Origin of the sequence: Streptomyces sp. cg36 (assembly GCF_041080675.1) — a bacterium.
Lineage (GTDB): Bacteria > Actinomycetota > Actinomycetes > Streptomycetales > Streptomycetaceae > Streptomyces.
The window spans coordinates 4,587,558-4,611,916 of the sequence record NZ_CP163520.1; the positions used below are offsets into that span (position 1 = coordinate 4,587,558).

The following is a 24,359-nucleotide window of genomic DNA, read 5'->3' on the forward strand; positions in this document are numbered from 1 at the left end:
AGAGCGAGATGACCACCAGCACGGGGACGGCGGGCCGCGCGCTCACCGCCCGTATCCCCGGCTCGAAGAGCCTCACCAACCGGGCCCTGCTGCTCGCCGCCGCCGCCGACGGCACCAGCGTGCTGCGCGCCCCGCTGGTCAGCGACGACACGCTGGCCTTCCGGGCCGCCCTGGACGACCTGGGGGTGGCGGTGGAGACCGGGCCCGACGGCGCCTGGGCGGTCACCGGCGCGGGCCGGGGCCCGGTCGGCGGGGCCCGCATCTGGTGCGCGGACGCGGGCACGGCGGCCCGCTTCCTGCCGCCGTTCGCGGCGGCCGGAGCGGGCGCGTACGTCTTCGACGGGTCGGACCAACTGCGCGCCCGCCCGCTGCGCGCGCTCGCGGACGCGCTGGAGCGGCTCGGCGTGTCCGTGCGGGCCACCGGTGCGGGCGGGCTGCCGCTGCACCTGAGCGCGGACGGCGTCGACGGCGGCGAGCTGGCCGTCGACGGCGGCCTCAGCAGCCAGTTCCTCAGCGGTCTGCTGATGGCGGCGCCGCTGGCGCGCGGCCCGCTCACGCTGACCGTGCGGGACCTGGTGAGCCGCCCCTACATCGACATGACGCTCGCCCTGATGCGCCGCTTCGGGGCGGACGTCACCGAGGAGTCCCCGGGCGTCTTCGTGGCCGCGCCCGGCGGGTACACCGCCACCGACCTGCCCGTGGAGCCGGATGCCTCGACCGCCTCGTACGTCTTCGCCGCCGCCGCCGTCACCGGCGCCACCCTCACCGTGCCCGGCCTGGGCCGCGACAGCCTCCAGGGCGACCTGGGCTTCGTCGAGGTGCTGCGGACTGCCGGGGCCCGGGTCGAGATCGGCGCGGACGCCACCACGGTCACCGGCACCGGGCGGCTGCGCGGCGGGTTCGAGGTCGACATGGGCCCGATCTCGGACACCTTCATGACGCTCGCCGCGATCGCCCCGCTGGCCGACGGCCCCATCACCGTCCGGGGCATCGGGCACGCCCGGCTCAAGGAGTCGGACCGGATCGCCGCCGTCGCCGAGAACCTCGCCGCGTGCGGGGTGACGGTGGAGACCGGCCCCGACTGGCTCACCGTGCGGCCGGGCCCGGTCCGCCCCGCCACGATCGCCTGCCACCGCGACCACCGCATCGCCATGGCCTTCTCGGTGCTCGGGCTGCGCGCCCCGGGCCTGGTCCTGGACGACCCGGCGTGCGTGGCCAAGACGTTCCCCGGCTTCCACGCCGAACTGGAGAGGCTGTTCCCCACGCAGGGCGGGAGCGGCCGTGCGACCGAAGGAGGAGCACGTTGAGCAGGTTGCGCTGGCTGACGGCGGGGGAGTCGCACGGTCCCGCGCTGGTGGCGACGGTGGAGGGACTCCCCGCCGGCATCCCGGTCACCACGGAGATGGTGGCGGACCAGCTGGCCCGGCGGCGCCTCGGGTACGGGCGCGGCGCGCGCATGAAGTTCGAGCGCGACGAGGTCACCTTCCTGGGCGGCGTCCGGCACGGCCTGTCGATGGGCTCCCCGCTGGCCGTGATGGTCGGCAACACCGAGTGGCCCAAGTGGGAGCGGGTCATGTCGGCCGACCCGGTGGACCCGGACGAGCTGGCGGGGCTGGCCCGCAACGCGCCGCTGACCCGGCCGCGTCCGGGCCACGCCGATCTGGCGGGCATGCAGAAGTACGGCTTCGAGGAGGCCCGGCCGGTCCTGGAGCGCGCCAGCGCCCGCGAGACGGCGGCGCGGGTGGCGCTGGGCGCGGTGGCCCGCTCGTACCTGAAGGAGACGGCCGGGATCGAGGTCGTCTCGCACGTCGTCGAACTGGCCGCCGCCAAGGCCCCGTACGGGGTGTACCCGACCCCGGCGGACGTGCGGCTGCTGGACGCGGACCCGGTGCGCTGCCTGGACGCGGACGCCTCCAAGGCGATGGTCGCGGAGATCGACGAGGCCCAGAAGAGCGGGGACACCCTGGGCGGTGTGGTGGAGGTGCTGGCCTACGGGGTGCCCGTGGGCCTCGGCTCGCACGTCCACTGGGACCGCAGGCTGGACGCGCGGCTCGCCGCCGCCCTGATGGGCATCCAGGCCATCAAGGGCGTGGAGGTCGGCGACGGCTTCGACCTGGCGCGGGTGCCCGGCTCCCGGGCGCACGACGAGATCGTCCCGACGCCCGAGGGCATCCGGCGCGCCTCGGGCCGCGCGGGCGGCACCGAGGGCGGCCTCACCACCGGTGAGCTGCTGCGGGTGCGCGCCGCGATGAAGCCGATCGCGACCGTGCCGAGGGCGCTGGCCACCATCGACATCGCCACGGGCGAGGCGGCCCGCGCCCACCACCAGCGCTCGGACGTGTGCGCGGTGCCGGCGGCCGGGATCGTGGCGGAGGCCATGGTGGCGCTGGTGCTGGCCGACGCGGTGGCGGAGAAGTTCGGCGGCGACAGCGTCCCCGAGACCCGCCGCAACGTGCGGTCGTATCTGGACGGTCTGCGCATCGGCTGAGCCCCGGGCGGGCGGGGCCGTCTATGTTTACGGGGGCCCCGCAACGCACCCAGCCGCCTCCCAGGAGGGCACGCCGTGCCGTACACCCCCGCCGCCGCAGAGGCGCTGCTGACCGCGCCCGGGGCGCCCTTCGCCGTGGAGCGGGGGCCGGACGGGGTGCCCGTGTACGCCCAGGGCCCGCGCACCCTGCGCGAGTTCGCCGAGGTGACCTGGGCGTACGGGGAGCGGCCGTTCCTGGTGGCGGAGAGCGGGACCTACACCTACGGGCGGTTCTTCGCCGCCGCCTGCGCCCTCGCCCGCCATCTCGTCGAGGCGCACGGGCTGCGGCGCGGCGACCGGGCCGTGGTGGCGATGCGCAACCTGCCGGAGTGGCAGATCGCCTTCTGGGCCACCCAGCTCGCCGGGCTGGTCGCGGTGCCGCTGAACGCCTGGTGGACCGAGGCCGAGTTCGCGTACGCCCTCGACGACTGCGCGCCCGGGGTGCTGCTGGTCGACGGGGAGCGGGTGGCGCGGGTCGCCGCCTGGGCGCGGGCCGCGCGGGTGCCGGGCATCGTCTTCCGGGGCGAGGGCGCGCCGCCCGGGGGCTTCGAGGCGTACGAGGAGCTGGGCGAGCCGGACCCGGCCGCCGGGCCGCCCGACGTCGAGGTCGCGCCGCACCACGACGCCACCATCGTCTACACCTCCGGCACCACCGGCCGCCCCAAGGGAGCCGTCGCCACGCACCTGGCGCAGGCCGGGGCGGCGATGAACCCGCGCTTCCACTCGGCCGCCTCCGCGCTGGGCCGGGGCCAGGTGCCGGGCCGGGGTCCCGCGCCCGTCTCCCTGGTCACCTACCCCTTCTTCCACGTCGCGGGCTTCAGCGGCTTCTACTCGGTGATGGGCTCGGGCGGCACGCTCGTGATGATGCGCAAGTGGGACGCGGCCCGCGCCCTGGAGCTCATCCGCGCCCACGGCGTCACCCACTACTCGGGCGTGCCCACCACCGCCCTCCAGCTGCTGGACGCGGCCGAGCGGGCGGGCGACCCGATGGAGTCGCTGCGGATGTTCAACACCGGCGGCTCCGCCGCGCCGCCCGCCCTGGTGGCCAGGCTCACCGCCCGCTGCGGCGAGCGCGTCGAGCCGCGCAACGGGTACGGGCTCACCGAGACCAGCGGGGGAGTGCTGGCCGGGTTCGGCGCGGAGTACCGCGCGTGGCCGCAGAGCGTGGGGCGGCCGACGCCCACCACCGAGGTCCGGGTCGTCGCCGAGGACGGCACGGACGTGCCCGAGGGCGAGGTGGGCGAGCTGTGGCTGCGCGCCCAGGCGAACGTGCGCGGCTACTGGAACGACCCGGCCGCCACCGCGCGCGCCTTCGTGGACGGCTGGCTGCGCACCGGCGACCTCGCCCTCGCGCGCGACGGGCAGATCGCGGTGGTCGACCGGATCAAGGACGTGGTGATCCGGGGCGGCGAGAACGTCTACTGCGTGGAGGTGGAGGGCGTCCTCCAGGGCCATCCCCGGGTCCAGGAGGCGGCGGTGCTGGGGGTGCCGCACCCCGAGCTGGGTGAGGAGGTGGCGGCGGTGGTGCGCTGCCGCGCCCCGCTCACCCCGGCGGAGCTGAGGGAGTACGCGGGCCGGGTGCTGGCCCGCTTCAAGGTCCCGGCCCACATCCGCGTCACCCCCGACCCCCTGCCGCGCAACGCGACGGGGAAGGTCCTGAAGGACGAGCTGCGGGCGGCGGCGGGGGAGTGGACGGGGAGCGCGTGAGGGGGGGCCTCAGCCCCGGACCACCCGCACCCGGTAGTTGCCCAGCTCGTCCACGCCGAGCACGGACACCCGCACCCCGCGCTCCCGGTCGATGAACGCCTCCCCGGCCGCGAACGGCGCGTCGGAGAGCTCGGCCTGCACATTGGGCCGCCGGGTGCAGCCGCCGCTGTCCTTGGCGCTGTCGGCGACGGTGATGGGGCCCCGCCCGGTGTCGACGTCGGTGGTGACCCGGTAGACCAGCACCCCCGGCTTGCACACCGCCTCGTCGTTGCCGGCCCGGGTGCGGACCTCCAGGGCGTACCCGGACTCGTCCGAGAGCGGCACGAACACCAGCTTGCGGCCGTTGCCGGGGGCGGCCAGCGGGGTCAGGACGTACTCGCTGACGCCGCTCGCCGCCGCACAGCCCACCTGCCCGTTGCCGAGCCAGCCCAGCTTCCACTTGTGCCAGCCGAGCATGTCGTTGTTGGCGCCCCAGTCCTCGGACATGATGTCCCAGTGCCCGACCGCGCCCCCGCCCTCGGGCGTGTACAGGTCGGGCAGACCGAAGACGTGCCCGTTCTCGTGCGGCAGTACCCGGTAGCCCGTCTCCTGGTACGAGCCGGAGCCGTCGTCCTGGCGGCTGTAGACGAAGGACGTGTTGGCCAGCGGCACCCCGTCGGCCAGCGGCGCGTCCTCGTTCCCGGAGAACGTCACGGACAGCACGGTGTCCAGCGCGGACGGCCCGGCGTTCGGTGTCATCAGGATGTTGACCAGGTCGTACGCGGCGAAGTTCACCCGGCCGTCGGCCACCGCCGCGATGTCCTTGACCAGCCGCCGGTAGCCGGGCTCGAACGGCGAGCCGCGCTCGATGCCGTACGCGGAGAACGCCTGCGGCATCCGCAGCCACTGCGGGACCGGGATCTCGGGCCGGTAGTCGAGGCGCCCGTAGGACGCGGTGCGGAACCACTCGGCGGTCTGCGGGAAGAACTCGGCGTACCGCTTCAGCGCGGACTCCGTGCCCTGGGCGTCCGGGAAGTCGACCATCAGGGTGAGGGCGCGGACGGTGCCCGTGGAGTGGGCGTAGCCGGGCGGGGTGGGCAGGCCCTCGGACATCTGCACACCGAGCGTGGTGCTGATCCGGCACGGGGCGAGCGCGCTCTCGCCGCCGGTGGCCACCGGCCCGGCCGACGCCTGGAGCGGGGGTGCCAGGGTGGTGCTGCCCGCCGTCATGGAGGCGAGCACCAGACCGGCGAGGGCCGCGCCCGCCAGGGTCCGGCGGCGGCGCGGGTGGCGCCGGCGGCCGGATATCCAACGCCGTGGTCTGCCGGACTCCGCCATGCGCGCACGCTCGCCTTCAGGCCCCGGCAGCAGGCCGGTTCCTGACTGCGCTCGTCTGCTCACCGTCCGTCGGGCGTGTCGCGAGCGCGCGCTGGGTGGGCCGCGCGTGTGGTTTTTCCGATCCCCGGAATGTGTGACTCAGGTCATACGAAACGGGTCGCTCGGCCGGAAATAACCGGGGAGCCTTTCCCCGTTTGCACCTGTGTCCCGCCGAAACGGGGAGAGCTTCCCCGCTTCCGGCCGTGGACATCGATTCGTCGTCACGACAAGGAGCACGCCGTGTCCACCGCCACCCCGAGCACCGCAGCGGAGCCCCGTCGCGCCCCGCGCCCGCGGGCCGACGCCCTGCGCAACCGGGAGCGGATCATCACGGCCGCGCGCGAGATGTTCGTCGAGGAGGGCGCCATGGTGCCGCTCGACGAGATCGCCAAGCGCGCGGGCATCGGCAACGCCACGCTCTACCGGCACTTCAAGGACCGCGCCGAGCTGATCACCAGCGTGGTCCTCGCGGTCATGGAGCGGGTCGCGACGGCCGCGGAGGACGCGACCGCCGAGGAGCCCGACGCCTTCGCCGCGCTGCGGCGGTTCGTCTTCGCGGCGGCCGACGAGCGCATCGGCGCCCTGTGCCCGATGCTCTCCGAGGGCTTCGACAAGAACCTGCCGGAGCTCAACGCCGCCCGTGAGCGACTGGACGAGGCCGTCCGGGACCTCATGGCGCGGGCCCGGCGCAGCGGCCAGCTGCGCGACGACGTCGACGTGGGCGATCTGATGGTCGCCCTCACCCAGCTCACCCGGCCGCTGCCGGGCACCGCGTGCCCGAACATGGACCGGTTCGTCCACCGCCACCTCCAGCTCTTCCTCGACGGGCTCATGGCCCCGGCGCGGTCCGGGCTGCCGGGGACGGCGGCGACCCTGCAGGACCTCAGTCAGCCGTAACCGATCCCGCGGCCGGGCGGCGCGTCCGCTCCGCGCACCAGCAACTCCCGTACTCCGCTTTTCAGTACAACGCGTCCCAAGGTGGCTACACCCATGTCGAAAACAGTCCAGGCTCGGAAGAACGAGCCCCAGGGCCTCGGTCCTGACCCCAGTCGCTGGAAGGCCCTCGCCTTCATCGCGCTCGCCCAGCTGATGGTCGTGCTCGACGCGACGATCGTGAACATCGCCCTGCCCTCCGCCCAGACCGACCTGGGCATCTCCGACGGCAACAAGCAGTGGGTCATCACGGCCTACGCCCTCGCCTTCGGCGGTCTGCTGCTCTTCGGCGGGCGCATAGCCGACCTCTGGGGACGCAAGCGCACCTTCGTCGTGGGTCTGCTCGGCTTCGCCGCGGCCTCCGCGCTCGGCGGCGCGGCCACCGGCCAGACCATGCTGCTCGGCTCCCGCGCCCTCCAGGGCGCCTTCGGCGCGCTGCTCGCGCCCGCCGCGCTCTCCCTGCTCGCGGTGATGTTCACCGACGCCAAGGAGCGCGCCAAGGCGTTCGGCATCTACGGCGCGATCGCCGGTGGCGGCGGCGCCGTCGGTCTGATCCTCGGCGGCTTCCTCACCGAGTACCTGAACTGGCGCTGGACCTTCTTCGTCAACATCCCGTTCGCGATCGTCGCGGCGGCCGGTGCCTACTTCGTGATCCGCGAGCCCTCCGGCACCCGCAACCGCTCGCCGCTGGACGTGCCCGGCGTCATCCTCTCCACCTTCGGCCTGGTCGCCCTGGTCTACGGCTTCACCCGCGCCGAGTCGGCCGGCTGGTCGGACGCCCTGACCGTGTCGATGTTCGTCGCCTCGGCCGTCCTGCTGCTCGCGTTCGTGGCCGTCGAGGCCAAGGTCAAGCACCCGCTGCTGCCGCTGCGCGTGGTCACCAACCGCAACCGGGGCGGGGTCTACCTCTCCCTCGGCCTGGCGATCATCGCGATGTTCGGCCTCTTCCTCTTCCTGACGTACTACCTCCAGGTCGTGAAGGGCTTCTCGCCGGTCAAGACCGGCTTCGCCTTCCTGCCGATGATCGCGGGCATGATCACCGGTTCCACCCAGATCGGCGCCCGGCTGATGACCCGGGTCCCGGCGCGCTGGCTGATGGGCCCCGGCTTCCTGACCGCGGGCGTCGGCATGCTGATCCTGACCCAGCTCCAGATGGACACCTCCTACGCGGGGCTGATCCTGCCCGCGCAGATCCTGCTGGGCCTCGGCATGGGCACCGCGTTCATGCCGGCCATGTCGCTGGCCACCCTCGGGGTCGAGCCGCGCGACGCGGGTGTCGCCTCCGCCATGGTCAACACCTCGCAGCAGGTCGGCGGCGCCATCGGCACGGCCCTGCTGAACACCATCGCGGCCTCCGCCACCACGGCGTACGCCACCTCGCACGCGGCCGGTGCCAAGAGCCTGGAGCTGCTGAAGCTCCAGGCGATGGTGCACGGCTTCACCAGCGCGATCTGGTGGGCGGTCGGCATCCTGGTGCTGGCCTCGGCGATCGCGGTCACCTTCATCAACTCCGGCCGTCCGGACGCCGGGTCGCTGGACGGCTCGGGCGAGGGCGCCGAGGACGAGATCCGGGTGCCGGTGGTCGCCCACTGACACCCGCCGCCCACGTGGGGGACGCGTAGGCGGAGAGCGGGTCACACCAAAGGACGCGGACCTGTCCGGCTCAGCGGAGCCAGGGCAGGTCCGCGCCCGCGTCCTTGGGCTGGAGCCCCTCGGCGAGGGCGCGCATGATCCGGCCGAGCTGCTCGGTCTGCTCGGGGGTGAGCCGGTCGAACATGGCCTGGCGCACGGCGGCGACATGGCCGGGCGCGGTCCGCTCGACCACCCCGAAGCCCTCGTCGGTGAGGGCGGCGAACTGGCCGCGCTTGTCGGAAGGGCAGTCCTCGCGCCGCACCCAGCCGTTCTTCTCCAGCCGGGCGATGGCGTGCGAGAGCCGGGAGCGGGTGATCTTCGCGCCGATGGCGAGCTCGGTCATCCGCAGCCGCCGCCGGGGCGCCTCGGAGAGCTGGACGAGCAGTCCGAAGTAGAGGTGCGGCATCCCGGCGTCGCGCTGGAGCTGGCGGTCGAGATGGTCTTCGAGGAGCGTGGTGGCATGGAGGTAGGCGCGCCAGGTGCGCTGCTCGTCCTCGGTGAGCCAGCGCGGCTCGTCGGCGGGGGTGGTCGTCATGGACTCCACTGTACGACTACTCCTTGAAAGTTGAACTAGATCGGGCTAATGTCGGCGGCGGTAAAACTTTAGACTTCAAGTAGATCTTGGGGTCCAGTAGACAGGGAGTCCGCCATGGCCGCCACCTCCGCAGTCGCCCCGGGCGCCGCCGGATCCGCCGGCGGACGGATGCCCGCGCTCTACCTCTCGCACGGCGCCCCGCCGCTCGCCGACGACCCCGTCTGGCCCGGCGAGCTCGCCGCCTGGTCGGCCGGGCTGCCCCGCCCCCGGGCGGTCCTGATGGTCTCCGCCCACTGGGAGGAGGCCCCCCTCGCCCTGGGGGCGGTCGAGACGGTCCCGCTGGTGTACGACTTCTGGGGCTTCCCCGAGCACTACTACCAGGTCCGCTACGCCGCTCCCGGCGCCCCGGAACTCGCGGACAGTGTACGGAAGTTGCTGCGGCGCGCGGGGACGCCCGTCCAGGGCGTCCCCGACCGCGGCCTGGACCACGGCGCCTACGTTCCCCTGAAGGAGATGTTCCCCGCCGCCGACATCCCCGTGCTCCAGATCTCCCTGCCCACCCTCGACCCCCAGGAGCTCATGGCCATCGGCCGCAGGCTGGCGCCGCTGCGCGACGAGGGCGTGCTGATCGTGGGCAGCGGTTTCTTCACCCACAACCTGGCCGCGCTGCGCCATCCGGGCGGCGGGGTGCCCGGCTGGTCGGCCGAGTTCGACGACTGGGGCGCGCGGGCGCTGGCCGCCGCCGACGTGGACGCGCTGCTCGACTTCGCGCGCAAGGCCCCGGCGGGCCGTCTCGCCCATCCGCGCACCGAGCACTTCGCCCCGCTCTTCGTGACCCTGGGCGCCGCGCGGGACGAGCTGGACGGCGTCCGGAGCGTGATCGACGGCTTCTGGATGGGGCTGGCCAAGCGCTCGGTGCAGTTCGGCTGAGACGGGCGCCCGGGAATTCGGGCAGTTTGGACATCCTGAGCAACCAGAAGGCGGTGCGGGCCGTCTTCAGGGGTGGAGAGGGCGAACGGGGACGGGGCCCTCCCGGGCCGAAGGCAACTGTTTCGGGTGTGACGCCGGTCTCATGTGACAGGTGGGCGCACCCGGGTAATCGAGGTCTCGGCACCGGGTCTGACCTGCACCTCTGTACGTTCCGCGGCATCCGTACGTCACTGGTGGCGGCACAGGGTACTGCATGATCCGGAAAATCGATGGGCGGGGCGGGAATTCTGTCCGGATTCCAGCCGTTGTTTCCATCGAATGCAGGGCACCCGGGAGGGTGTCGCGACCTACACAGCAAGGGAGCACGCATGGCAACCCGCGCCGTCGCCCGTAGGACCGCCACCAGCGGATCCGACTCGGGGAGCAGTGCTCGCGCCGTCAGCGGGGAGATCGCCGACCGCGACCTGGTCGGGATGTACCTCGACGAGATCGCGCGGACGCCGCTGCTCGACGCCGCCAAGGAGGTCGAGCTCTCCCAGACCATCGAGGCCGGTGTGTACGCACGCCAGATCCTCGACGGCGAGGTGGAGAGCAAGGCGGGCGGCGCCTCCGAGGAGGAGCTCGAAGCCCTGGCCGCCGCCGGGGAGCGCGCCAAGGACCTCTTCATCCGTTCCAACCTCCGCCTCGTCGTCGCCGTCGCCCGGCGCTACCCGAGGGCGGGCCTGCCCCTGCTCGACCTGATCCAGGAGGGCAACGCGGGCCTGGTGCGCGCGGTGGAGAAGTTCGACTACGCCAAGGGCTTCAAGTTCTCGACGTACGCGACGTGGTGGATCCGCCAGGCCATCACGCGTTCGATAGCCGACCAGTCCCGCACCATCCGCCTCCCCGTCCACCTGGTGGAGGAGCTGGGCCGCATCCGCCGCGTCCAGCGCGAGTTCAACAGGGAGAACGGCAGGGAGCCGGAGGCGGCCGAGGTGGCGGCGGAGCTGGGCTCCACCCCGGAGCGGGTCACCGACGTCCTGGACTGGGCCCGCGACCCGGTCTCGCTCAACATGGCGGTCGACGACCAGGGCGAGACCCAGTTCGGCGACCTGCTGGAGGACACGTCGGCGATCTCCCCCGAGCAGTCGGTGCTCACGCTGCTGCGCAGCGAGGAGCTCGACGACCTGATCGGCAAGCTGGACCAGCGCACCGCCTCGATCATCAAGATGCGGTACGGGATCGACGACGGCCGCGAGCGCACGCTGACCGAGGTCGGCAAGGAGCACGGTCTGACCCGCGAGCGGATCCGCCAGATCGAGAAGCACGCGCTGCTCGAACTGAAGAAGATGGCCCGCGACACGGGCTTCGACGCGGCGGCCTGACCGGCGGCGCGCGGGCCGGCCGCTCCCCTCGCCCCGGCCCGCAGCCCGCCCCCCAGAACGAGCCCCGGCACCTCCCCCCCCTGGTGCCGGAGGCTCCCGCCCCCGGCGCCTCTCCCCCCCTGGCGCCGGGGGCCCCGCCTCACTCCGGCTCGGGGCCCGCCGCCCGGGACAGCCGCGCCCCCAGGTCCGCCAGATACGCGACGAGGGCGTCCGGCCCCTCCACCGAGAACTCGCAGTCCACCAGCGCCAGCCGGACCGCCACCCACTCCAGCGAGTCGGTGACCGGGGCCCGCAGCCGGCAGCGGCCCGGCGAGAGCGCCACCGGCGCCCCCATCGAGCCGGACAGCCGCGCCGCCACGAAGTCGGCGGGCGCCTCGAAGGTGACGTCCAGGTCCAGCGTCGGCTGCATCCGTGACAGCGACCGGCTCACGAACTCCGCGGCGTCCCCGGTCGGCAGCTCCCGGGGCGTGAACCGGGCCCCGGTCGGCAGCGGCGACGCCACCCGGTCGACCCGGAACGTACGCCAGTCCTCGCGCTCCACGTCGTACGCCACGAGGTACCAGCGCCGCCCCGTCGACACCAGCCGGTAGGGCTCGACCTGGCGGCGGGACTCGCTGCCGTCGCCCTTGCGGTAGGCGAACCGCAGCCGCTCGGTGCCGGTGACGGCCGAGGCCATCACGGTGAGCGTGTGCGGATCGACGCTCGCCCCGTCGCCCCGCCAGGCGGTCAGCGGCGTCGTCGCGGCCTGCAGCGTGGCGACCCGGTGCCGCAGCCGGGACGGCAGCACCTGCTCCAGCTTGGCGAGCGCCCGTACGGACGCCTCCTCCACCCCGTCCACCGCGTGCCCGGCGCCCGCCCGCAGCCCCACCGCGATGGCCACCGCCTCCTCGTCGTCCAGGACCAGCGGCGGCATCGCCTTCCCGGCCACCAGCCGGTAGCCGCCGTCCGCGCCCAGCGTCGCCTGGACCGGATAGCCGAGCTCCCGCAGCCGGTCCACGTCCCGGCGGACCGTGCGGCGCGAGACCCCGAGCCGGTCGGCGAGCTCCCCGCCGGGCCACTCGCGGGGCGTCTGGAGCAGGGACAGCAGCTGGAGCAGTCGTGCGGGGGTGTCCGTCATGGCTCCAGGATCCCGGAAAATTAGGACGCGATCTGACCTAGATCCGGTCTAACTTACTCCTCATGACCTCCACCACGACCAGTCCCCCCGAAGACACCGCCGCGAGCGCCGCGGCGACCGCCGTGACCGACCGCCGCCGGTGGTTCGCCCTGGCCATCGTGATGACCGCGGCCTTCATGGACCTGGTCGACGTCACGATCGTCAACGTCGCCATCCCCTCGATCCAGAAGGACACCGGCGCGACCTTCGCCTCGATCCAGTGGATCACCGCGGGGTACGCCCTGGCGTTCGCCGCCGGTCTCATCACCGGCGGCCGTCTCGGCGACATCCACGGCCGCAAGCGGCTGTTCCTCATAGGCATGACCGGCTTCACCATCGCCTCCGCGCTCTGCGGCTTCGCCGCCAACCCGGAGATGCTGGTGGCCTCCCGCATCCTCCAGGGCGCCATGGCCTCCCTGATGGTGCCGCAGGTGCTCTCGATCATCCACGCGACCTTCCCGGCGGAGGAGCGCGGCAAGGTCTTCGGCATGTTCGGCGCGGTCATCGGCCTGGGCGCGGTCTCCGGCCCGATCCTGGGCGCGCTGCTCACCGAGTGGAACCTGTTCGGCCTGGAGTGGCGCCCGATCTTCCTGATCAACCTGCCGGTCGGCATCGCGGGTCTGCTCCTGGGCGCCCGGTTCATCTCCGAGTCCAAGGCGCCCAAGGCGCTCAAGCTCGACCTCGTCGGCGTCGCCCTGGTCACCCTCGGCCTGCTGATGCTGCTCTACCCGCTGACCCGCGGCCGTGAGCTGGGCTGGCCGCTGTGGGGCCACCTCTCGATGGCCGGCAGCGTGCTCGTCTTCGGCGGCCTCGTGGTCTACGAGCGGTACAAGGCGGGCAAGGACGGCTCGCCGCTGGTGGAGCTGTCGCTGTTCCGGGTCAAGAGCTTCGCGGCCGGCATCGCGGTGCAGCTGACCTTCGGTCTCGCGATGGGCATCTTCTTCCTGGTCTGGACGCTGTACATGCAGATCGGCCTGGGCTGGAGCGCGCTGCGCGCCGGTCTGACGGGCATCCCGTTCTCCATCGCCATGTCGGCCGCGGCGGGCATGTCGGTGCAGTCGCTGGTCCCGAAGTTCGGTCGCAAGGTGCTCCAGGCGGGCGCCCTGATCACCGCCCTCGGCTTCCTGACCTACATCTGGGAGGCCCACCACTTCGGTACGGACATCAAGCCCTGGCAGATGGCGCTGCCGCTGGTGGTCCTCGGCATCGGCATGGGCCTGGTCGTCGCGCCGCTCACCGACGCGGTCCTCTCCGAGGTCCCGCAGGAGCACGCGGGTTCGGCCTCCGGCCTGATCAACACGGTGCAGCAGATGGGCAACGCGCTGGGTCTGGGCCTGGTGTCGGTGGTCTTCTTCGGCGCGATCGACGACAACCTGCGGCTCGCCGAGATCGGCCCGGCCTTCTCGCACGCCTTCCAGCGCTCGCTGTGGGTCGTCACCGGCGTCTGCGCGGTGATCTTCATCGGGATGTTCCTGCTCCCGGCCAAGCCCAAGCAGCACCTGGAGGGCGGCGCGGCCGACGCGGCGCCCGAGACGGCCAAGGAGCCCGCGCTCACCCCGTGACGGAGGCCGTACGACGACGGCCGCACGACGACGGGCCCGGCCGGAGGACCATTCCTCCGGCCGGGCCCGTCGCCCTTGGTCAGACCGCGGCCCGCGCGGCCTCGTGCTCGGCCCGCTCCCGCTCGGCTCGCTCCATCCGGGCCCGGCCCTTCTTGCCGGTGCGGATGGTGTGGAACATCAGCGCGCCCAGGACCACGAACGGCAGCGCGTTGGAGACGCCGACCATGGTGTCGGTGTCGAGTACGTAGACCAGCGCCGCCTTCACGCCCGCCTCGGCCAGGAAGGCCGCGCCCCAGACCACCGTCAGCCGCCGCTGGGCGGCCCGGAAGCCCGGGTACAGATCCCAGTTGGCGTTCCACTTGGCCACGCCCTCGGCGGTGCCGTCGGTGGCGAACTTCCGGCCGAAGTAGAAGATCAGCGGCCGCTTCAGCGTCAGGCTGACGAGGAACGCCAGGCCGAGCAGACCGGTCAGCGCCGAGTCCTTCAGGAACAGCAGCTTGGCGCTGTTGTAGGCGAGCGCGCTCACCGCGCTCAGCAGCAGCGTGATCAGGATCATCACGCCGAACTCGTCGAGCCGCCGGTGCAGCCCGTAGTAGAGCCCCATTTCGGCCAGGGGCCACGCCGAGATCAGCAGCAGCGCGGGCACCTCGCCCATGCCGTGGTCCGTGAGCACCCCATAGGTGATCCAGGGCAGCACGACGCTGAACAGAATCGTCGGCCCCCATGTGAGCAGCACTGTCTTGCCATGACCGGCACTGGACATGCCGAACTCCCTTTCCCCCGCCGACCGGTACCGGTCGGATCGGCGGAATCATAAGGAGCGAAGGGGGTGTGGCGGAAACCTGTCGCTGAAATAAGGCTGATGGAGCGTCAGGAAACCTGGGTCCGGCGGGCCATGGCGGCCCGCGCGGCCGGCTCCGCCGCGTACACCTCGCACATGTGGGTGCCGTCCGGCGTCGCCGTGTGCTCGACCTCCCACAGGCTCAGCTCGCTCCCGTCGAGCAGCAGGAACGCGTGCTCGTAGAGGATGCAGCCGCCGTCCCGGCCGCCCGCCCGGCCCGGGTCGCCCAGCGCCCGGCTGATGCGGTGGGCGAACGCGCCCCGCAGCGACCGGGCCACGCGCTCGCCGGGCCGGTCCGGGTTCTCGGCGCGGCGCAGCAGCCGCCGCGCGTGGTCGGCCGAGCGGTCCGGCTCGTACGCCCGCGTCACCCCGGGCGGCGCCACCGGGGCCGGCCCGCCGAGGAACTCCACGGTCGCGCAGCCGGGTTCCACGTCGTCCTCGGCGAAGCCGGGGGAGAGGTCGGGCCGCAGCCGCCCGCGCAGCCGGGCGGCGGCCAGCCGGGCGCTCTCCTCGTCCGCGTACACCTCGTTGCCCCGGTCGTAGACCAGCTCCCAGAGCGTGACCGTGGTGCCGTCCAGGAGGAGATAGGTGTGGCGGTGGGTCTCGCGGCTGAGCCGGGGGCGGCCCGGGCCGCCGGAGGCGTGCAGCGACGAATGCAGTGAAGTGGTGTGCGCGAGGGCCGAGTCGAGGCTCTCGACCAGCTCGTCCGGCAGGTCGAACGAGTTCAGCGCACGGCCGAGCAGGCCGGTCAGGTGGTCCTCGGCCGTCTCGTACTCGCACTCCTTGGGCACCAAGACGTCTCCCCGCCGTAGCTGTTCGTCACGTAGAGGGTGCTCAACGTAGCCCCTGGGGGCGCTTCGCGCAGGGGGCATGGCCGAAACATTCTCATCGGCTTGGAACGGCAGGGGAGCCGGCCCGGGGCGGTGCGCCGGGCCGGACCCTGGTCGGGCGACTATACGGCGCTACCCGCCTGCCAGGCGGACCATGCCATGTTCCAGCCGTTCAGGCCGTTGTCGGGGGCGATCGTCTTGTCCGGGGAGCCCTTCACGGTCACCACGTCGCCGATCAGCGAGTGGTCGAAGAACCACTTGGCAGGGGTGTCCCCCTGCGCGCCCTGGACGTCCCGCAGGCCGACACAGCCGTGGCTGGTTCCCGCATTGCCGAACGGGTTGCCCTTGTACCAGTAGTTGCCGTGGATGAAGGTCCCCGAGGTGGACAGGCGCATGGCGTGCGGTACGTCCTTGATGTCGTACTCGCCACCGAAATTGACGGTCGCCCCGTTCATCCGCGTCTCGGTGAACTTCTCCGAGATCACCATCTGCCCGTTGTACGTGGTGTGTTCGGCGCTGCCGGTGGAGACCGGGATCGTCTTCACCGTCTTTCCGTCCTGCTGCACCGTCATCATCTGCGTCTTGGCGTCGACGGTGGAGACCTGGTTGCGGCCGACGGTGAAGGTGACCGTCTTGGACTGCACGCCGTAGACGCCCTTGGCGCCCTGCACCCCGTCCAGCGCGATCTTCATCGTGACCTTGGAGCCGGCCTTCCAGTAGTCCTGCGGCCGGAAGTCCAGGCGCTGGCCGTCGAACCAGTGGCCGACCACCTGCTGGCCGCTGCTGGAGGTGACCGTGATGTGCGACTGGACCGCCTTCTTGTCGGTGATCGGCTTGTCGAAGCTGAACGAGACCGGCATGCCCACACCGACCGTCGAGCCGCCGTCCGGCGTGTAGGTGCCGATGAAGCTGTTCTTCGAATAGACCGTGGTGAAGGACGAGTTCTCGGTCGCGGAGCGCCCCTTGTCGTCCTGGCCGGTCGCCATGATCTTGTACTGGGTGCCGCGCTCCAGCTTCTGCGCGGGCTTCCAGGACAGCCCGTCGGCGGCCAGCGCCCCGGTCACCGCCTTGCCGGACTGGGCCTCGGTCATCGCGACCCGGGTGAGCCTGCCGCCCTGCGCGGTGACGGCCGTGCTGTTGATGCTGGCGTTGGACGAGCCGTCCTTCGCCGAGATGGTGATCTTCAGCGTGGAGGCGTCCTTGGCGGCGGCGGCGTCCGAACTCCCCTTGCCGTCGTTCTTGTCGCTGCCCGAGGCGCTGCCGCCGCAGGCGGTCAGGGTCAGGGCGCCGAGCAGCAGCGCGGACGCGGCGGCGAGCGCCCGCCGCCGGTTGCGCAGGTGCTGCGGGGTGCGGGGCTGCGGCTGCGCGGCGGTGGCGGGCGAAGTCACGGGCTGCTCCATCTGTGCGTACGTCGTTCCAGTACGTGCACAGAGCGCCGGGACGGCCGTGACGGTTGCGGGACGCGGGAGTGACTCACGCCACACCGCCGCCCGGGGCGGCCCTCAACTCCCGTACAGGTCCCGGTAGGACGGAAACGTCCCACCGGCCCCCGCCACCCCCTCCGCCGCGAGCACCGCCTTGGTGATCGCGCGCGCCACGACCTCGGCGCCCGCCGTGAGCACCGCGTTCAGCGCCAGCCCCGGCAGCGGCTCCCGCTCGCCGGTCGCCAGGGCGAAGACCGTGTCGCCGTCGTGCATCAGATGGACCGGCCGCAGGGCGCGGGCCAGACCGTCGTGCGAGGTGCCCGCGAGCTTCTGCGCCTGCGCCCGGGTGAGCGCGGCATCGGTGGCGACCACCGCCAGCGTGGTGTTCAGGGGCGGCGGGCCGGAGGCCGCGAGGGCCGCCGCCAGCCGCTCCGCGGCGGCCTCGTGCACGGCCCGCGCGGGGTACGCGCACCGGCCCGTCAGCCCGTACAGCGCGCCCGTGTCCGGGTCGAACGCCGAGCCCACCGCGTTGACCGCCACCAGCGCGCCCACCGTCACGCCCGAGGGCAGCACCGTGCTCGCCGTGCCGACCCCGCCCTTCAGCCCGCCCACCACCGCGCCCGTCCCGGCGCCGACGCCGCCCTCGGCCACCTCGGTCCCGGCCGCCTCGGCGGCGGCGCGGCCGGTCGCCGCGTCCGGCCGGGCCCGCCAGTCGCCGCCGCGGCCCAGGTCGAAGAGGCAGGCCGCGGGGACCACCGGGACGACCTGGTGCGGTTCGGGCCCCACCGGCACGCCCCGCCCGCGCTCCTCCAGCCAGGCCATCACCCCGCCCGCCGCGTCCAGGCCGAACGCGCTGCCGCCGGTCAGCACCACGGCGTGCACGCGCTCGACGAGGTTGCGCGGGTCCAGCGCGTCCGTCTCCCGGGTGCCGGGGCCGCCGCCGCGCACGTCCACGGCGGCCACCGCGCCCGCGGGCGGGGCGAGGACGACGGTCGTCCCGCTCAGGGCGCCGGGGCCGGGCACCGAGGCGTGCCCGACCAGCAGTCCGGCCACATCGGTCAGGGAGTCGCGCGCCGCGGCCGTTCGCGTGGTGTCAGTCATGACCCTCGACCGTACGCCTGCTCAGCGTCACCCCGAGGGCCACCGTGGCGGCGGCGGCCACACCGGCGAGGAGCACCGCCCGCTCCCCGGCGAAGGTGCACGCCAGGATCGCCAGCGCCGCCGCCGGAAGCGTCAGCTGCTGGACCGGGGTCCGCTTGAAGTGCCGGGCGTGCAGCGCCCACACCGTCAGCAGGAACAGCGCCGCGGGCACGGTGACCGAGGCCGAGGCCGCCGCCGTGGAGATGTGCGCCTTGCCGACCGCCTGCTCCACCGCGACCTCCATCCCGGCCCCGATCGCGGCGGCCGACCCGAGGACGACGAAGTGGCCGTACCCCCAGACGAACGCCCGCCGGTTGGAGCTCAGATGCCCGGCGATGGGCACCGCGAAGTAGATCCACCAGGCGGCGAAGACGATCAGCAGCCCGCCCCCGGCCAGCGGCAGCAGCTCGCCCAGCGCCTCGTGCTCGTCCAGCGCCTGCTGTACGGCGACGGTGGCGGCGGCCACCGTCTCGCCGAGCACGATCAGGGTGAACAGCCCGTACCGCTCGGCGATGTGGTGCGGGTGCCAGGTGGTCTGGGACCCCCGCTCGGCGACCACCGGTACGCACAGCTCGGCGACGGCCAGCACCACGAACGCCCAGGGCCGCACCGGGTCCGGGACGAACAGCAGCCCGATCCAGCCGAGCTGACACACCACCAGCCCGGCCGCGTACAGCCGCGCCATCCGGCACTCGGCGGCGTCCGTCGCGTTGTGCGCGGCGCGCAGCCACTGGCTGGTCAGGGCGAGGCGCATCACGACGTAGCCGACGATGCACACGCCGAAGTCGCTCCGGTCGAAGGCCCGGGGCACCCCGGCGGCCAGGATCAGCACCCCGGCGATCTGCACCAGGGTGACCAGGCGGTAGAGCACGTCGTCGCTGTCGTAGGCGGAGGCGAACCAGGTGAAGTTCATCCACGCCCACCAGATGGCGAAGAACACCGCCAGATAGCCGGCCAGCCCGTGCCCGAGGTGGCCCTCGGCCAGCGAGTGGACCAGCCGGGCACCGGCCTGGGCGACGGCGACGACGAAACAGAGGTCGAAGAACAGTTCCAGCGGCGTCGCGGCGCGGTGTTCCTCGTGGCGGCTGCGTGCGGTCATGCGGGGCATGGGCCCTAGGAGAACAGACCCGGACCGCCACGGAGGCGGTTCGAACCGCGTGTCCCCACGGCGGGGGGACGGTCCGGAGCGGCAGGCGGGTCCGGTCGGGCGTGTCGGGCGTGTCGGGCCGGTTGGGCCGGTCGGGCTGGTCGGGCCTGTTGGGCCGGGCGGACCCGGCGTGCGCGTCGGCCGCAGGCGTCCGGGCGGACCGGCCGCGCCCGTCGGCCCTGTCTGTCTCGTCGGCCCCTGCGTGCCCGTCGGTCCCGTTGGACCGGTTGGGTCCGTTGGGTTCGTTGGACCCGTTGGACCCGTCGGCCGGGCGGACCGGCCGCGCGGCCATGCCCGGCCGCGCCCGGGCGCCGTCGGCCGCGTGCCGTCCGGGTCCTCGGACCGTGGCGTGCGGCCCTGTCCAAGGGCATCCCGCGCCGGGACCTACGGCCGCCCGGCCGATGGCCTTCGTCTCTCGTTCCGGGTCCGCCCGAGGCAGACGCTGGATGTGTCAGGACTCGTCTCACCCCCCTGGGATCCACCATGAGTTCCGTCCTTCAAGACCGGCCGACGACGGCGGGCGCGCCCCCGGACCCGTCCTCGTACCGCGAGCGCCCGGACCAGTACCGGCCCGGCCGGACGATCACCCACTGGGAACCGGAGGACGAGCTCTTCTGGCGGTCGGTGGGCCGCAAGGTCGCCCGCCGCAACCTGTGGATCGCCGTCCCGGCCCTGCTCGTCGCGTTCGTCGTCTGGCAGGTGTGGTCGGTCACCGCCACCAACCTCACGGACGTCGGCTTCGGCTTCAGCACCTCGCAGCTCTTCTGGCTGACCGCGATCCCGGGCCTGACCGGCGGCTCCTCCCGGATCCTCTACACCTTCCTCGGCCCGATGATCGGCCAGCGCCGCTTCACCGCCCTCTCCACCATCGTCCTGATCGTCCCCCTCGTCTGGCTGGGCGTGGCCATCCAGGACCCGACGACCCCCTACGCCGTCATGGTCTGCATCGCCGCGCTCTGCGGCATCGGCGGCGCCAACTTCGCCTCCTCCCTCGCCAACATCGGCTTCTTCTTCCCGAAGAAGGAGAAGGGCAACGCGACGGGCGTCAACGGCGGCCTCGGCAACCTGGGCGTCTCGGTGGTCCAGCTGGTCACCCCCCTGGTGATCACGTCCTCGGTGATCGCGGTCGGCTCGGCCCAGCACAAGGCCGACGGCACGCCCGTGTACCTCCAGAACGCGGCCTTCCTGTGGGTGCCGGTCGTGGTCGTCCTCGCGCTGGTCGCCTGGTTCGGCCAGAACGACCTGAAGGTGGCCGCCACTCCGTTCAGCCGCCAGAAGATCATCTTCCGGCGCAAGCACAACTGGCTGATGACCTGGCTCTACGTCGGCACCTTCGGCTCGTTCATCGGCTTCGCCGCCGCGCTTCCGCTGCTGATCAAGACGACGTTCCCCGGCTACTCCGTGGCGACCTACGCCTGGATGGGCCCGGCCCTGGGCGCGCTGGCCCGCTGGGCGGGCGGCTGGATCGCGGACCGGCTGGGCGGCGCGCGCGTCACGATCATCTCGTTCGTGGGCATGGCGCTCTCGATCATCGGCGTCATCTCCTTCCTCCCCGCCGGCTCCTCCACCGGCGACTTCTACGGCTTCTTCGGCTGCTTCCTGGCCGCCTTCCTCTTCTCCGGGATCGGCAACGGCTCCACGTTCCGCCAGATCCCGGTGATCTTCCGCAACCAGCACCTCAAGGGCCTGGAGCCGGGCACCGCCGAGTACGCCCGGGCGCTGCGGCAGTCCGAGGTCGAGGCGGGCGCGGTCACCGGCTTCACCTCGGCGATCGCCGCCTACGGCTTCTTCTTCATCCCCGCCATGTTCGCCAACTTCTCGGTGACCGGCGCGATGTGGGGCTTCGTGGCCTTCTACGCCAGCTGCGTGGTGGTGGCCTGGTACTACTACGCCCGCAAGTCGGCCGAAGCCCCCTCCTGAGCCGGGCGGCCGGGCCCCGGCGGCCCCCCTCTCCCGCTCCCCCTCCAACTCCCCCCGCACTTCCTGAACTTCCCAACGGACGACGACTGCGAAAGGTGCCCGCCATGACGGTGGCCGCGGACCAGACGACGGTGAACGGCGAAGCCTGGCACGGCTTCCGGGACGGGCCCTGGCGCGAGGCCATCGACGTCCGCGACTTCGTCCAGCGCAACTACACCCCGTACGAGGGCGACGCCGGTTTCCTCGCCGGTCCCACCGCCCGCACCACCGCCGTCTGGGACCGGCTCCGGGCGATGTTCCCGGTCGAGAACGCCCGCGGCATCCACGACGTCGACCCGCACACCCCCTCCCGCATCGACGCCTTCGCCCCCGGCTACATCGACCCCGACCTCGACCTGATCGTGGGCCTGCAGACCGACGCCCCGCTGAAGCGCGCGATCATGCCCAACGGCGGCTGGCGCATGGTCGAGAACGCCCTGAACGCGTACGGACACGAGGCCGACCCCGACGTCCGGGACGTCTACACCCAGCTGCGCAAGACCCACAACGACGGCGTGTTCGACGCCTACACCCCCGAGATCCGCGCCTGCCGCTCCTCCGGCATCATCACCGGCCTCCCCGACGCCTACGGCCGGGGCCGCATCATCGGCGACTACCGCCGCGTCGCCCTCTACGGCATCGACCGCCTCATCCAGGACAAGCGGGCCGGGCTGGCCGAGCTGGCCGCCGAGTGGCCCACCGAGCACGTCATCCGCGACCGCGAGGAGACCGCCGAGCAGATCAGGGCCCTGACCGAGCTCAAGGCCATGGCCCTGTCGTACGGGTACGACATCTCGGGCCCCGCCACCACCGGCCGCGAGGCCGTCCAGTGGCTCTACTTCGGCTATCTCGCCGCCGTGAAGGAGCAGAACGGCGCGGCCATGTCGCTGGGCCGCATCGACAGCTTCCTCGACATCTACCTCCAGCGCGATCTGGACGCCGGGACCCTCACCGAGTCCGAGGCCCAGGAGTTCATCGACGACTTCGTCATCAAGCTCCGCATCGTCCGCTTCCTGCGCACCCCCGAGTACAACGAGCTCTACTCCGGCGACCCCACCTGGGTCACCTGGTCCATGGCGGGCCTCGGCGAGGACGGCCGCCCGCTGGTCACCCGCACGACCTTCCGCGCCCTGCGCACCCTCTACAACCTCGGCCCGGCCCCCGAACCCAACCTCACCGTCTTCTGGTCGAGCCGGCTGCCCGCGGCCTTCAAGGAGTACGCGGCCCGGGTCGCCATCGACACCAGCGCCCTCCAGTTCGAGTCCGACGAGCTGATGCGCCCCAAGTACGGCGACGACACCGCCATCGCGTGCTGCGTCTCCGCCATGGCGGTCGGCAAGCAGATGCAGTTCTTCGGCGCCCGCGTCAACGTCGCCAAGGCCCTGCTGTACGCGATCAACGGCGGCCGGGACGAGAAGTCCGGCGCCCTGGTCGCCGAGGGCTTCGAGCCGATCACCGACGAGTACCTGGAGTACGAGACGGTCGCCGCCCAGTACGACCGGATGCTCGACTGGCTCGCCCGGACCTACGTCCACGCCCTCAACGTCATCCACTACATGCACGACAAGTACGCCTACGAGCGCATCGAGATGGCCCTGCACGACCGCCGTGTCCTGCGCACCATGGCCTGCGGCATCGCCGGGCTCTCGGTCGCCGTCGACTCCCTCTCCGCCATCAAGCACGCCCGCGTGCGGGTGATCCGCGACGACACCGGGCTGGCCGTGGACTACGCCGTCGAGGGGGAGTACCCCGCGTACGGCAACAACGACGACCGCGCCGACGACCTCGCCCGCCGGCTCGTCCACGACTTCATGGCCAAGGTGCGCCGCCACCCCACCTACCGCGACGCGGTGCACACCCAGTCCGTGCTCACGATCACCTCCAACGTCGTCTACGGCAAGAAGACCGGCAACACCCCCGACGGCCGCCGCGCGGGCGCCCCGTTCGCCCCGGGCGCCAACCCGATGAACGGCCGCGACGAGCACGGCTACATCGCCTCCGCCCTCTCCGTCGCCAAGCTCCCCTACGACGACGCCGAGGACGGCATCTCGCTGACCAACACGATCACCCCGGACGCCCTGGGCCGCACCCCCGAGGAGCGCACCGCCAACCTCGGCGGCGTCCTCGACGGCTTCATGGCGAGCGGCGGCTTCCACATGAACGTCAACGTCCTGGACCGGGCGACCCTGGAGGACGCCATGGCCCATCCGGAGAACCACCCGCAGCTGACCATCCGCGTCTCCGGATACGCCGTCAACTTCGTACGGCTGACGCGCGAGCAGCAGCTCGACGTCATCAACCGCACCTTCCACGGCTCGCTCTGAGCCGCGCGGACCCAGGGGAGCCCGTCATGACCACGCTCACCCGGCGGCCCCGGGCGGTGGTGGCCCCGGCCGCCACCCCGGCCGCCGCCGCCACCCACCGCGCCGCCGAGGGCTCGGTCCACTCCTGGGACCTGTCGACCGGCGTCGACGGCCCCGGCAGCCGCTTCGTCACCTTCCTCTCCGGCTGTCCCCTCACCTGTCTCTACTGCCACAACCCCGACACCTGGCGGATGCGCTCCGGCCGGCGCACCTCGGCGGACGAGGTGATCGCCGAGGCCCGCAAGTACACGACGTTCATCGCCGCCGCCGGGGGCGGCGCCACCATCAGCGGGGGCGAACCCCTGCTGCAGCCCGTCTTCGCCGGGGAACTGCTGCACCGGATGAAGCACGAGCTCGGGCTGCACACCGCGCTCGACACCTCCGGCTTCCTCGGCGCCCGCGCCACCGACGCCCTGCTGCGCGATGTCGACCTGGTGCTCCTGGACCTCAAGTCCTGGCACCCGGACACCTACCGGAAGGTGACCGGCCGCCCCCTGCGGCCCACCCTGGACTTCGCCCGCCGCCTGGCCGACCTCGGGCAGACCGTGTGGATACGGTTCGTACTGGTCCCGGGCCTGACCGACGACCCCGCCAACATCGAGGGCGTCGCCGCCTTCGCCGCCTCCCTCGGCAATGTCTCGCGCGTCGACGTCCTGCCCTTCCACAAGCTCGGCGAGGCGAAGTGGCAGGCGCTCGGCCGCGCCTTCACCCTCCACGACACGCCGCCCCCGGCCGCCGAGGCGCTGGCCGGAGCCCGCGCGGTCTTCACCGCCCACGGCCTGCACGTCGTCTGACCGCCCGGGACCGCACGCCGTCTGACCGCCCGGGACCGCACGCCGTCTGACTGCCCGGGGCCCGGCCGTTGTCCGCCCGAGGGTCGCCCAGGGGCCCACCCGGGGCCTGCCATCCGGCTGAAGGCTTCACCCCATCGACCAGCAAAACGGGTGATAACC

At 72.8% G+C, this 24,359-nt stretch carries 19 protein-coding genes; 11 read left to right on the forward strand and 8 right to left on the reverse strand.

What is annotated here, in order from left to right; all coding sequences use genetic code 11:
- Positions 1 to 8 precede the first annotated feature (8 nt).
- From aroA to AB5J87_RS20465, 3 genes are all read left to right on the forward strand, one after another.
- A complete protein-coding gene (gene aroA / locus AB5J87_RS20455) occupies positions 9 to 1,307 on the forward strand; it encodes a 3-phosphoshikimate 1-carboxyvinyltransferase (RefSeq protein WP_369378337.1) in 1,299 nt (432 codons plus the stop codon).
- Positions 1,304 to 2,488, forward strand: a complete 1,185-nt coding sequence (aroC, locus tag AB5J87_RS20460; RefSeq protein ID WP_369378338.1) for a chorismate synthase — start codon at positions 1,304 to 1,306, stop codon at positions 2,486 to 2,488. The genes aroA and aroC overlap by 4 nt, the downstream gene beginning before the upstream one ends.
- A 75-nt stretch (positions 2,489 to 2,563) precedes the next feature.
- The gene (locus tag AB5J87_RS20465; protein ID WP_369378339.1) at positions 2,564 to 4,234 is read left to right on the forward strand and encodes a class I adenylate-forming enzyme family protein; all 1,671 of its coding nucleotides are present in this window, start codon (positions 2,564 to 2,566) and stop codon (positions 4,232 to 4,234) included.
- 9 nt (positions 4,235 to 4,243) lie between these two features.
- Here the strand turns inward: AB5J87_RS20465 and AB5J87_RS20470 are convergent, their stop codons facing one another.
- Complete coding sequence (locus AB5J87_RS20470) at positions 4,244 to 5,551, reverse strand: M6 family metalloprotease domain-containing protein (RefSeq protein WP_369378340.1); 1,308 nt, start codon at positions 5,549 to 5,551, stop codon at positions 4,244 to 4,246.
- 279 nt (positions 5,552 to 5,830) lie between these two features.
- Here AB5J87_RS20470 and AB5J87_RS20475 point away from each other — a divergent pair, with 279 nt between their 5' ends.
- Together AB5J87_RS20475 and AB5J87_RS20480 are read left to right on the forward strand one after the other, a co-directional pair.
- Entirely contained in the window at positions 5,831 to 6,487 is a 657-nt protein-coding gene (locus AB5J87_RS20475) for a TetR/AcrR family transcriptional regulator (RefSeq protein WP_369378341.1), read from the forward strand.
- 93 nt (positions 6,488 to 6,580) lie between these two features.
- Entirely contained in the window at positions 6,581 to 8,116 is a 1,536-nt protein-coding gene (locus AB5J87_RS20480; protein WP_369378342.1) for an MFS transporter, read from the forward strand.
- Between the two features lie 70 nt (positions 8,117 to 8,186).
- Here the strand turns inward: AB5J87_RS20480 and AB5J87_RS20485 are convergent, their stop codons facing one another.
- Positions 8,187 to 8,699 (reverse strand): MarR family winged helix-turn-helix transcriptional regulator, encoded by a 513-nt coding sequence (locus AB5J87_RS20485; protein ID WP_369378343.1) that lies wholly within the window; start codon positions 8,697 to 8,699, stop codon positions 8,187 to 8,189.
- A gap of 159 nt (positions 8,700 to 8,858) precedes the next feature.
- Between AB5J87_RS20485 and AB5J87_RS20490 the strand changes: the two genes are divergently transcribed.
- Positions 8,859 to 9,620: a dioxygenase gene (locus AB5J87_RS20490; RefSeq protein WP_369383598.1), complete on the forward strand. Its 762-nt coding sequence runs from the start codon at positions 8,859 to 8,861 to the stop codon at positions 9,618 to 9,620.
- A 368-nt stretch (positions 9,621 to 9,988) separates the two neighbouring features.
- On the forward strand, positions 9,989 to 10,984 hold the full coding sequence (locus tag AB5J87_RS20495; RefSeq protein WP_369378344.1) for an RNA polymerase sigma factor RpoD/SigA: 996 nt from the start codon (positions 9,989 to 9,991) through the stop codon (positions 10,982 to 10,984).
- Positions 10,985 to 11,123: 139 nt separating this feature from the next.
- Here the strand turns inward: AB5J87_RS20495 and AB5J87_RS20500 are convergent, their stop codons facing one another.
- Complete coding sequence (locus AB5J87_RS20500; protein ID WP_369378345.1) at positions 11,124 to 12,101, reverse strand: helix-turn-helix transcriptional regulator; 978 nt, start codon at positions 12,099 to 12,101, stop codon at positions 11,124 to 11,126.
- Between the two features lie 62 nt (positions 12,102 to 12,163).
- On the opposite strand from AB5J87_RS20500, the gene AB5J87_RS20505 reads away from it, so the two are divergent.
- Positions 12,164 to 13,702, forward strand: coding sequence for an MFS transporter (locus AB5J87_RS20505; protein ID WP_369378346.1), 1,539 nt, complete (start codon positions 12,164 to 12,166; stop codon positions 13,700 to 13,702).
- A gap of 79 nt (positions 13,703 to 13,781) precedes the next feature.
- Here the strand turns inward: AB5J87_RS20505 and AB5J87_RS20510 are convergent, their stop codons facing one another.
- The 5 genes from AB5J87_RS20510 to AB5J87_RS20530 all read right to left on the reverse strand — a co-directional run bounded on the left by AB5J87_RS20510 (position 13,782) and on the right by AB5J87_RS20530 (position 19,045).
- Complete coding sequence (locus AB5J87_RS20510; RefSeq protein WP_369378347.1) at positions 13,782 to 14,465, reverse strand: VC0807 family protein; 684 nt, start codon at positions 14,463 to 14,465, stop codon at positions 13,782 to 13,784.
- A 107-nt stretch (positions 14,466 to 14,572) separates the two neighbouring features.
- Positions 14,573 to 15,337, reverse strand: a complete 765-nt coding sequence (locus tag AB5J87_RS20515) for a DUF6227 family protein (RefSeq protein ID WP_369378348.1) — start codon at positions 15,335 to 15,337, stop codon at positions 14,573 to 14,575.
- Positions 15,338 to 15,495: 158 nt separating this feature from the next.
- Positions 15,496 to 16,761 carry an Ig-like domain-containing protein gene (locus AB5J87_RS20520; protein ID WP_369378349.1) on the reverse strand — a complete coding sequence of 422 codons (1,266 nt, stop codon included), beginning with the start codon at positions 16,759 to 16,761 and terminating at the stop codon, positions 15,496 to 15,498.
- A gap of 114 nt (positions 16,762 to 16,875) precedes the next feature.
- On the reverse strand, positions 16,876 to 17,898 hold the full coding sequence (locus AB5J87_RS20525; protein ID WP_369378350.1) for a P1 family peptidase: 1,023 nt from the start codon (positions 17,896 to 17,898) through the stop codon (positions 16,876 to 16,878).
- Positions 17,891 to 19,045 carry a low temperature requirement protein A gene (locus AB5J87_RS20530; RefSeq protein ID WP_369378351.1) on the reverse strand — a complete coding sequence of 385 codons (1,155 nt, stop codon included), beginning with the start codon at positions 19,043 to 19,045 and terminating at the stop codon, positions 17,891 to 17,893. The genes AB5J87_RS20525 and AB5J87_RS20530 overlap by 8 nt, the downstream gene beginning before the upstream one ends.
- Positions 19,046 to 19,567: 522 nt before the next feature.
- Here AB5J87_RS20530 and AB5J87_RS20535 point away from each other — a divergent pair.
- From AB5J87_RS20535 to pflA, 3 genes are all read left to right on the forward strand, one after another.
- Positions 19,568 to 21,004, forward strand: coding sequence for a NarK family nitrate/nitrite MFS transporter (locus AB5J87_RS20535; protein ID WP_369378352.1), 1,437 nt, complete (start codon positions 19,568 to 19,570; stop codon positions 21,002 to 21,004).
- Between the two features lie 104 nt (positions 21,005 to 21,108).
- On the forward strand, positions 21,109 to 23,367 hold the full coding sequence (pflB, locus tag AB5J87_RS20540; protein ID WP_369378353.1) for a formate C-acetyltransferase: 2,259 nt from the start codon (positions 21,109 to 21,111) through the stop codon (positions 23,365 to 23,367).
- A gap of 26 nt (positions 23,368 to 23,393) precedes the next feature.
- Positions 23,394 to 24,200 (forward strand): pyruvate formate-lyase-activating protein, encoded by an 807-nt coding sequence (pflA, locus tag AB5J87_RS20545; RefSeq protein ID WP_369378354.1) that lies wholly within the window; start codon positions 23,394 to 23,396, stop codon positions 24,198 to 24,200.
- Positions 24,201 to 24,359 lie beyond the last annotated feature (159 nt).

What these genes read in the sequence shown, in the direction of transcription:
- AB5J87_RS20530 (WP_369378351.1), bottom strand. Translation starts at nt 19,045, where the DNA reads ATGCCCCGCATGACCGCACGCAGCCGCCACGAGGAACACCGCGCCGCG.
- AB5J87_RS20490 (WP_369383598.1), top strand. Translation starts at nt 8,859, where the DNA reads ATGCCCGCGCTCTACCTCTCGCACGGCGCCCCGCCGCTCGCCGACGAC.
- AB5J87_RS20510 (WP_369378347.1), bottom strand. Translation starts at nt 14,465, where the DNA reads ATGTCCAGTGCCGGTCATGGCAAGACAGTGCTGCTCACATGGGGGCCG.
- AB5J87_RS20480 (WP_369378342.1), top strand. Translation starts at nt 6,581, where the DNA reads ATGTCGAAAACAGTCCAGGCTCGGAAGAACGAGCCCCAGGGCCTCGGT.
- AB5J87_RS20495 (WP_369378344.1), top strand. Translation starts at nt 9,989, where the DNA reads ATGGCAACCCGCGCCGTCGCCCGTAGGACCGCCACCAGCGGATCCGAC.
- pflA (WP_369378354.1), top strand. Translation starts at nt 23,394, where the DNA reads ATGACCACGCTCACCCGGCGGCCCCGGGCGGTGGTGGCCCCGGCCGCC.
- AB5J87_RS20525 (WP_369378350.1), bottom strand. Translation starts at nt 17,898, where the DNA reads ATGACTGACACCACGCGAACGGCCGCGGCGCGCGACTCCCTGACCGAT.
- AB5J87_RS20505 (WP_369378346.1), top strand. Translation starts at nt 12,164, where the DNA reads ATGACCTCCACCACGACCAGTCCCCCCGAAGACACCGCCGCGAGCGCC.
- AB5J87_RS20535 (WP_369378352.1), top strand. Translation starts at nt 19,568, where the DNA reads ATGAGTTCCGTCCTTCAAGACCGGCCGACGACGGCGGGCGCGCCCCCG.
- AB5J87_RS20470 (WP_369378340.1), bottom strand. Translation starts at nt 5,551, where the DNA reads ATGGCGGAGTCCGGCAGACCACGGCGTTGGATATCCGGCCGCCGGCGC.
- AB5J87_RS20500 (WP_369378345.1), bottom strand. Translation starts at nt 12,101, where the DNA reads ATGACGGACACCCCCGCACGACTGCTCCAGCTGCTGTCCCTGCTCCAG.
- aroA (WP_369378337.1), top strand. Translation starts at nt 9, where the DNA reads ATGACCACCAGCACGGGGACGGCGGGCCGCGCGCTCACCGCCCGTATC.
- pflB (WP_369378353.1), top strand. Translation starts at nt 21,109, where the DNA reads ATGACGGTGGCCGCGGACCAGACGACGGTGAACGGCGAAGCCTGGCAC.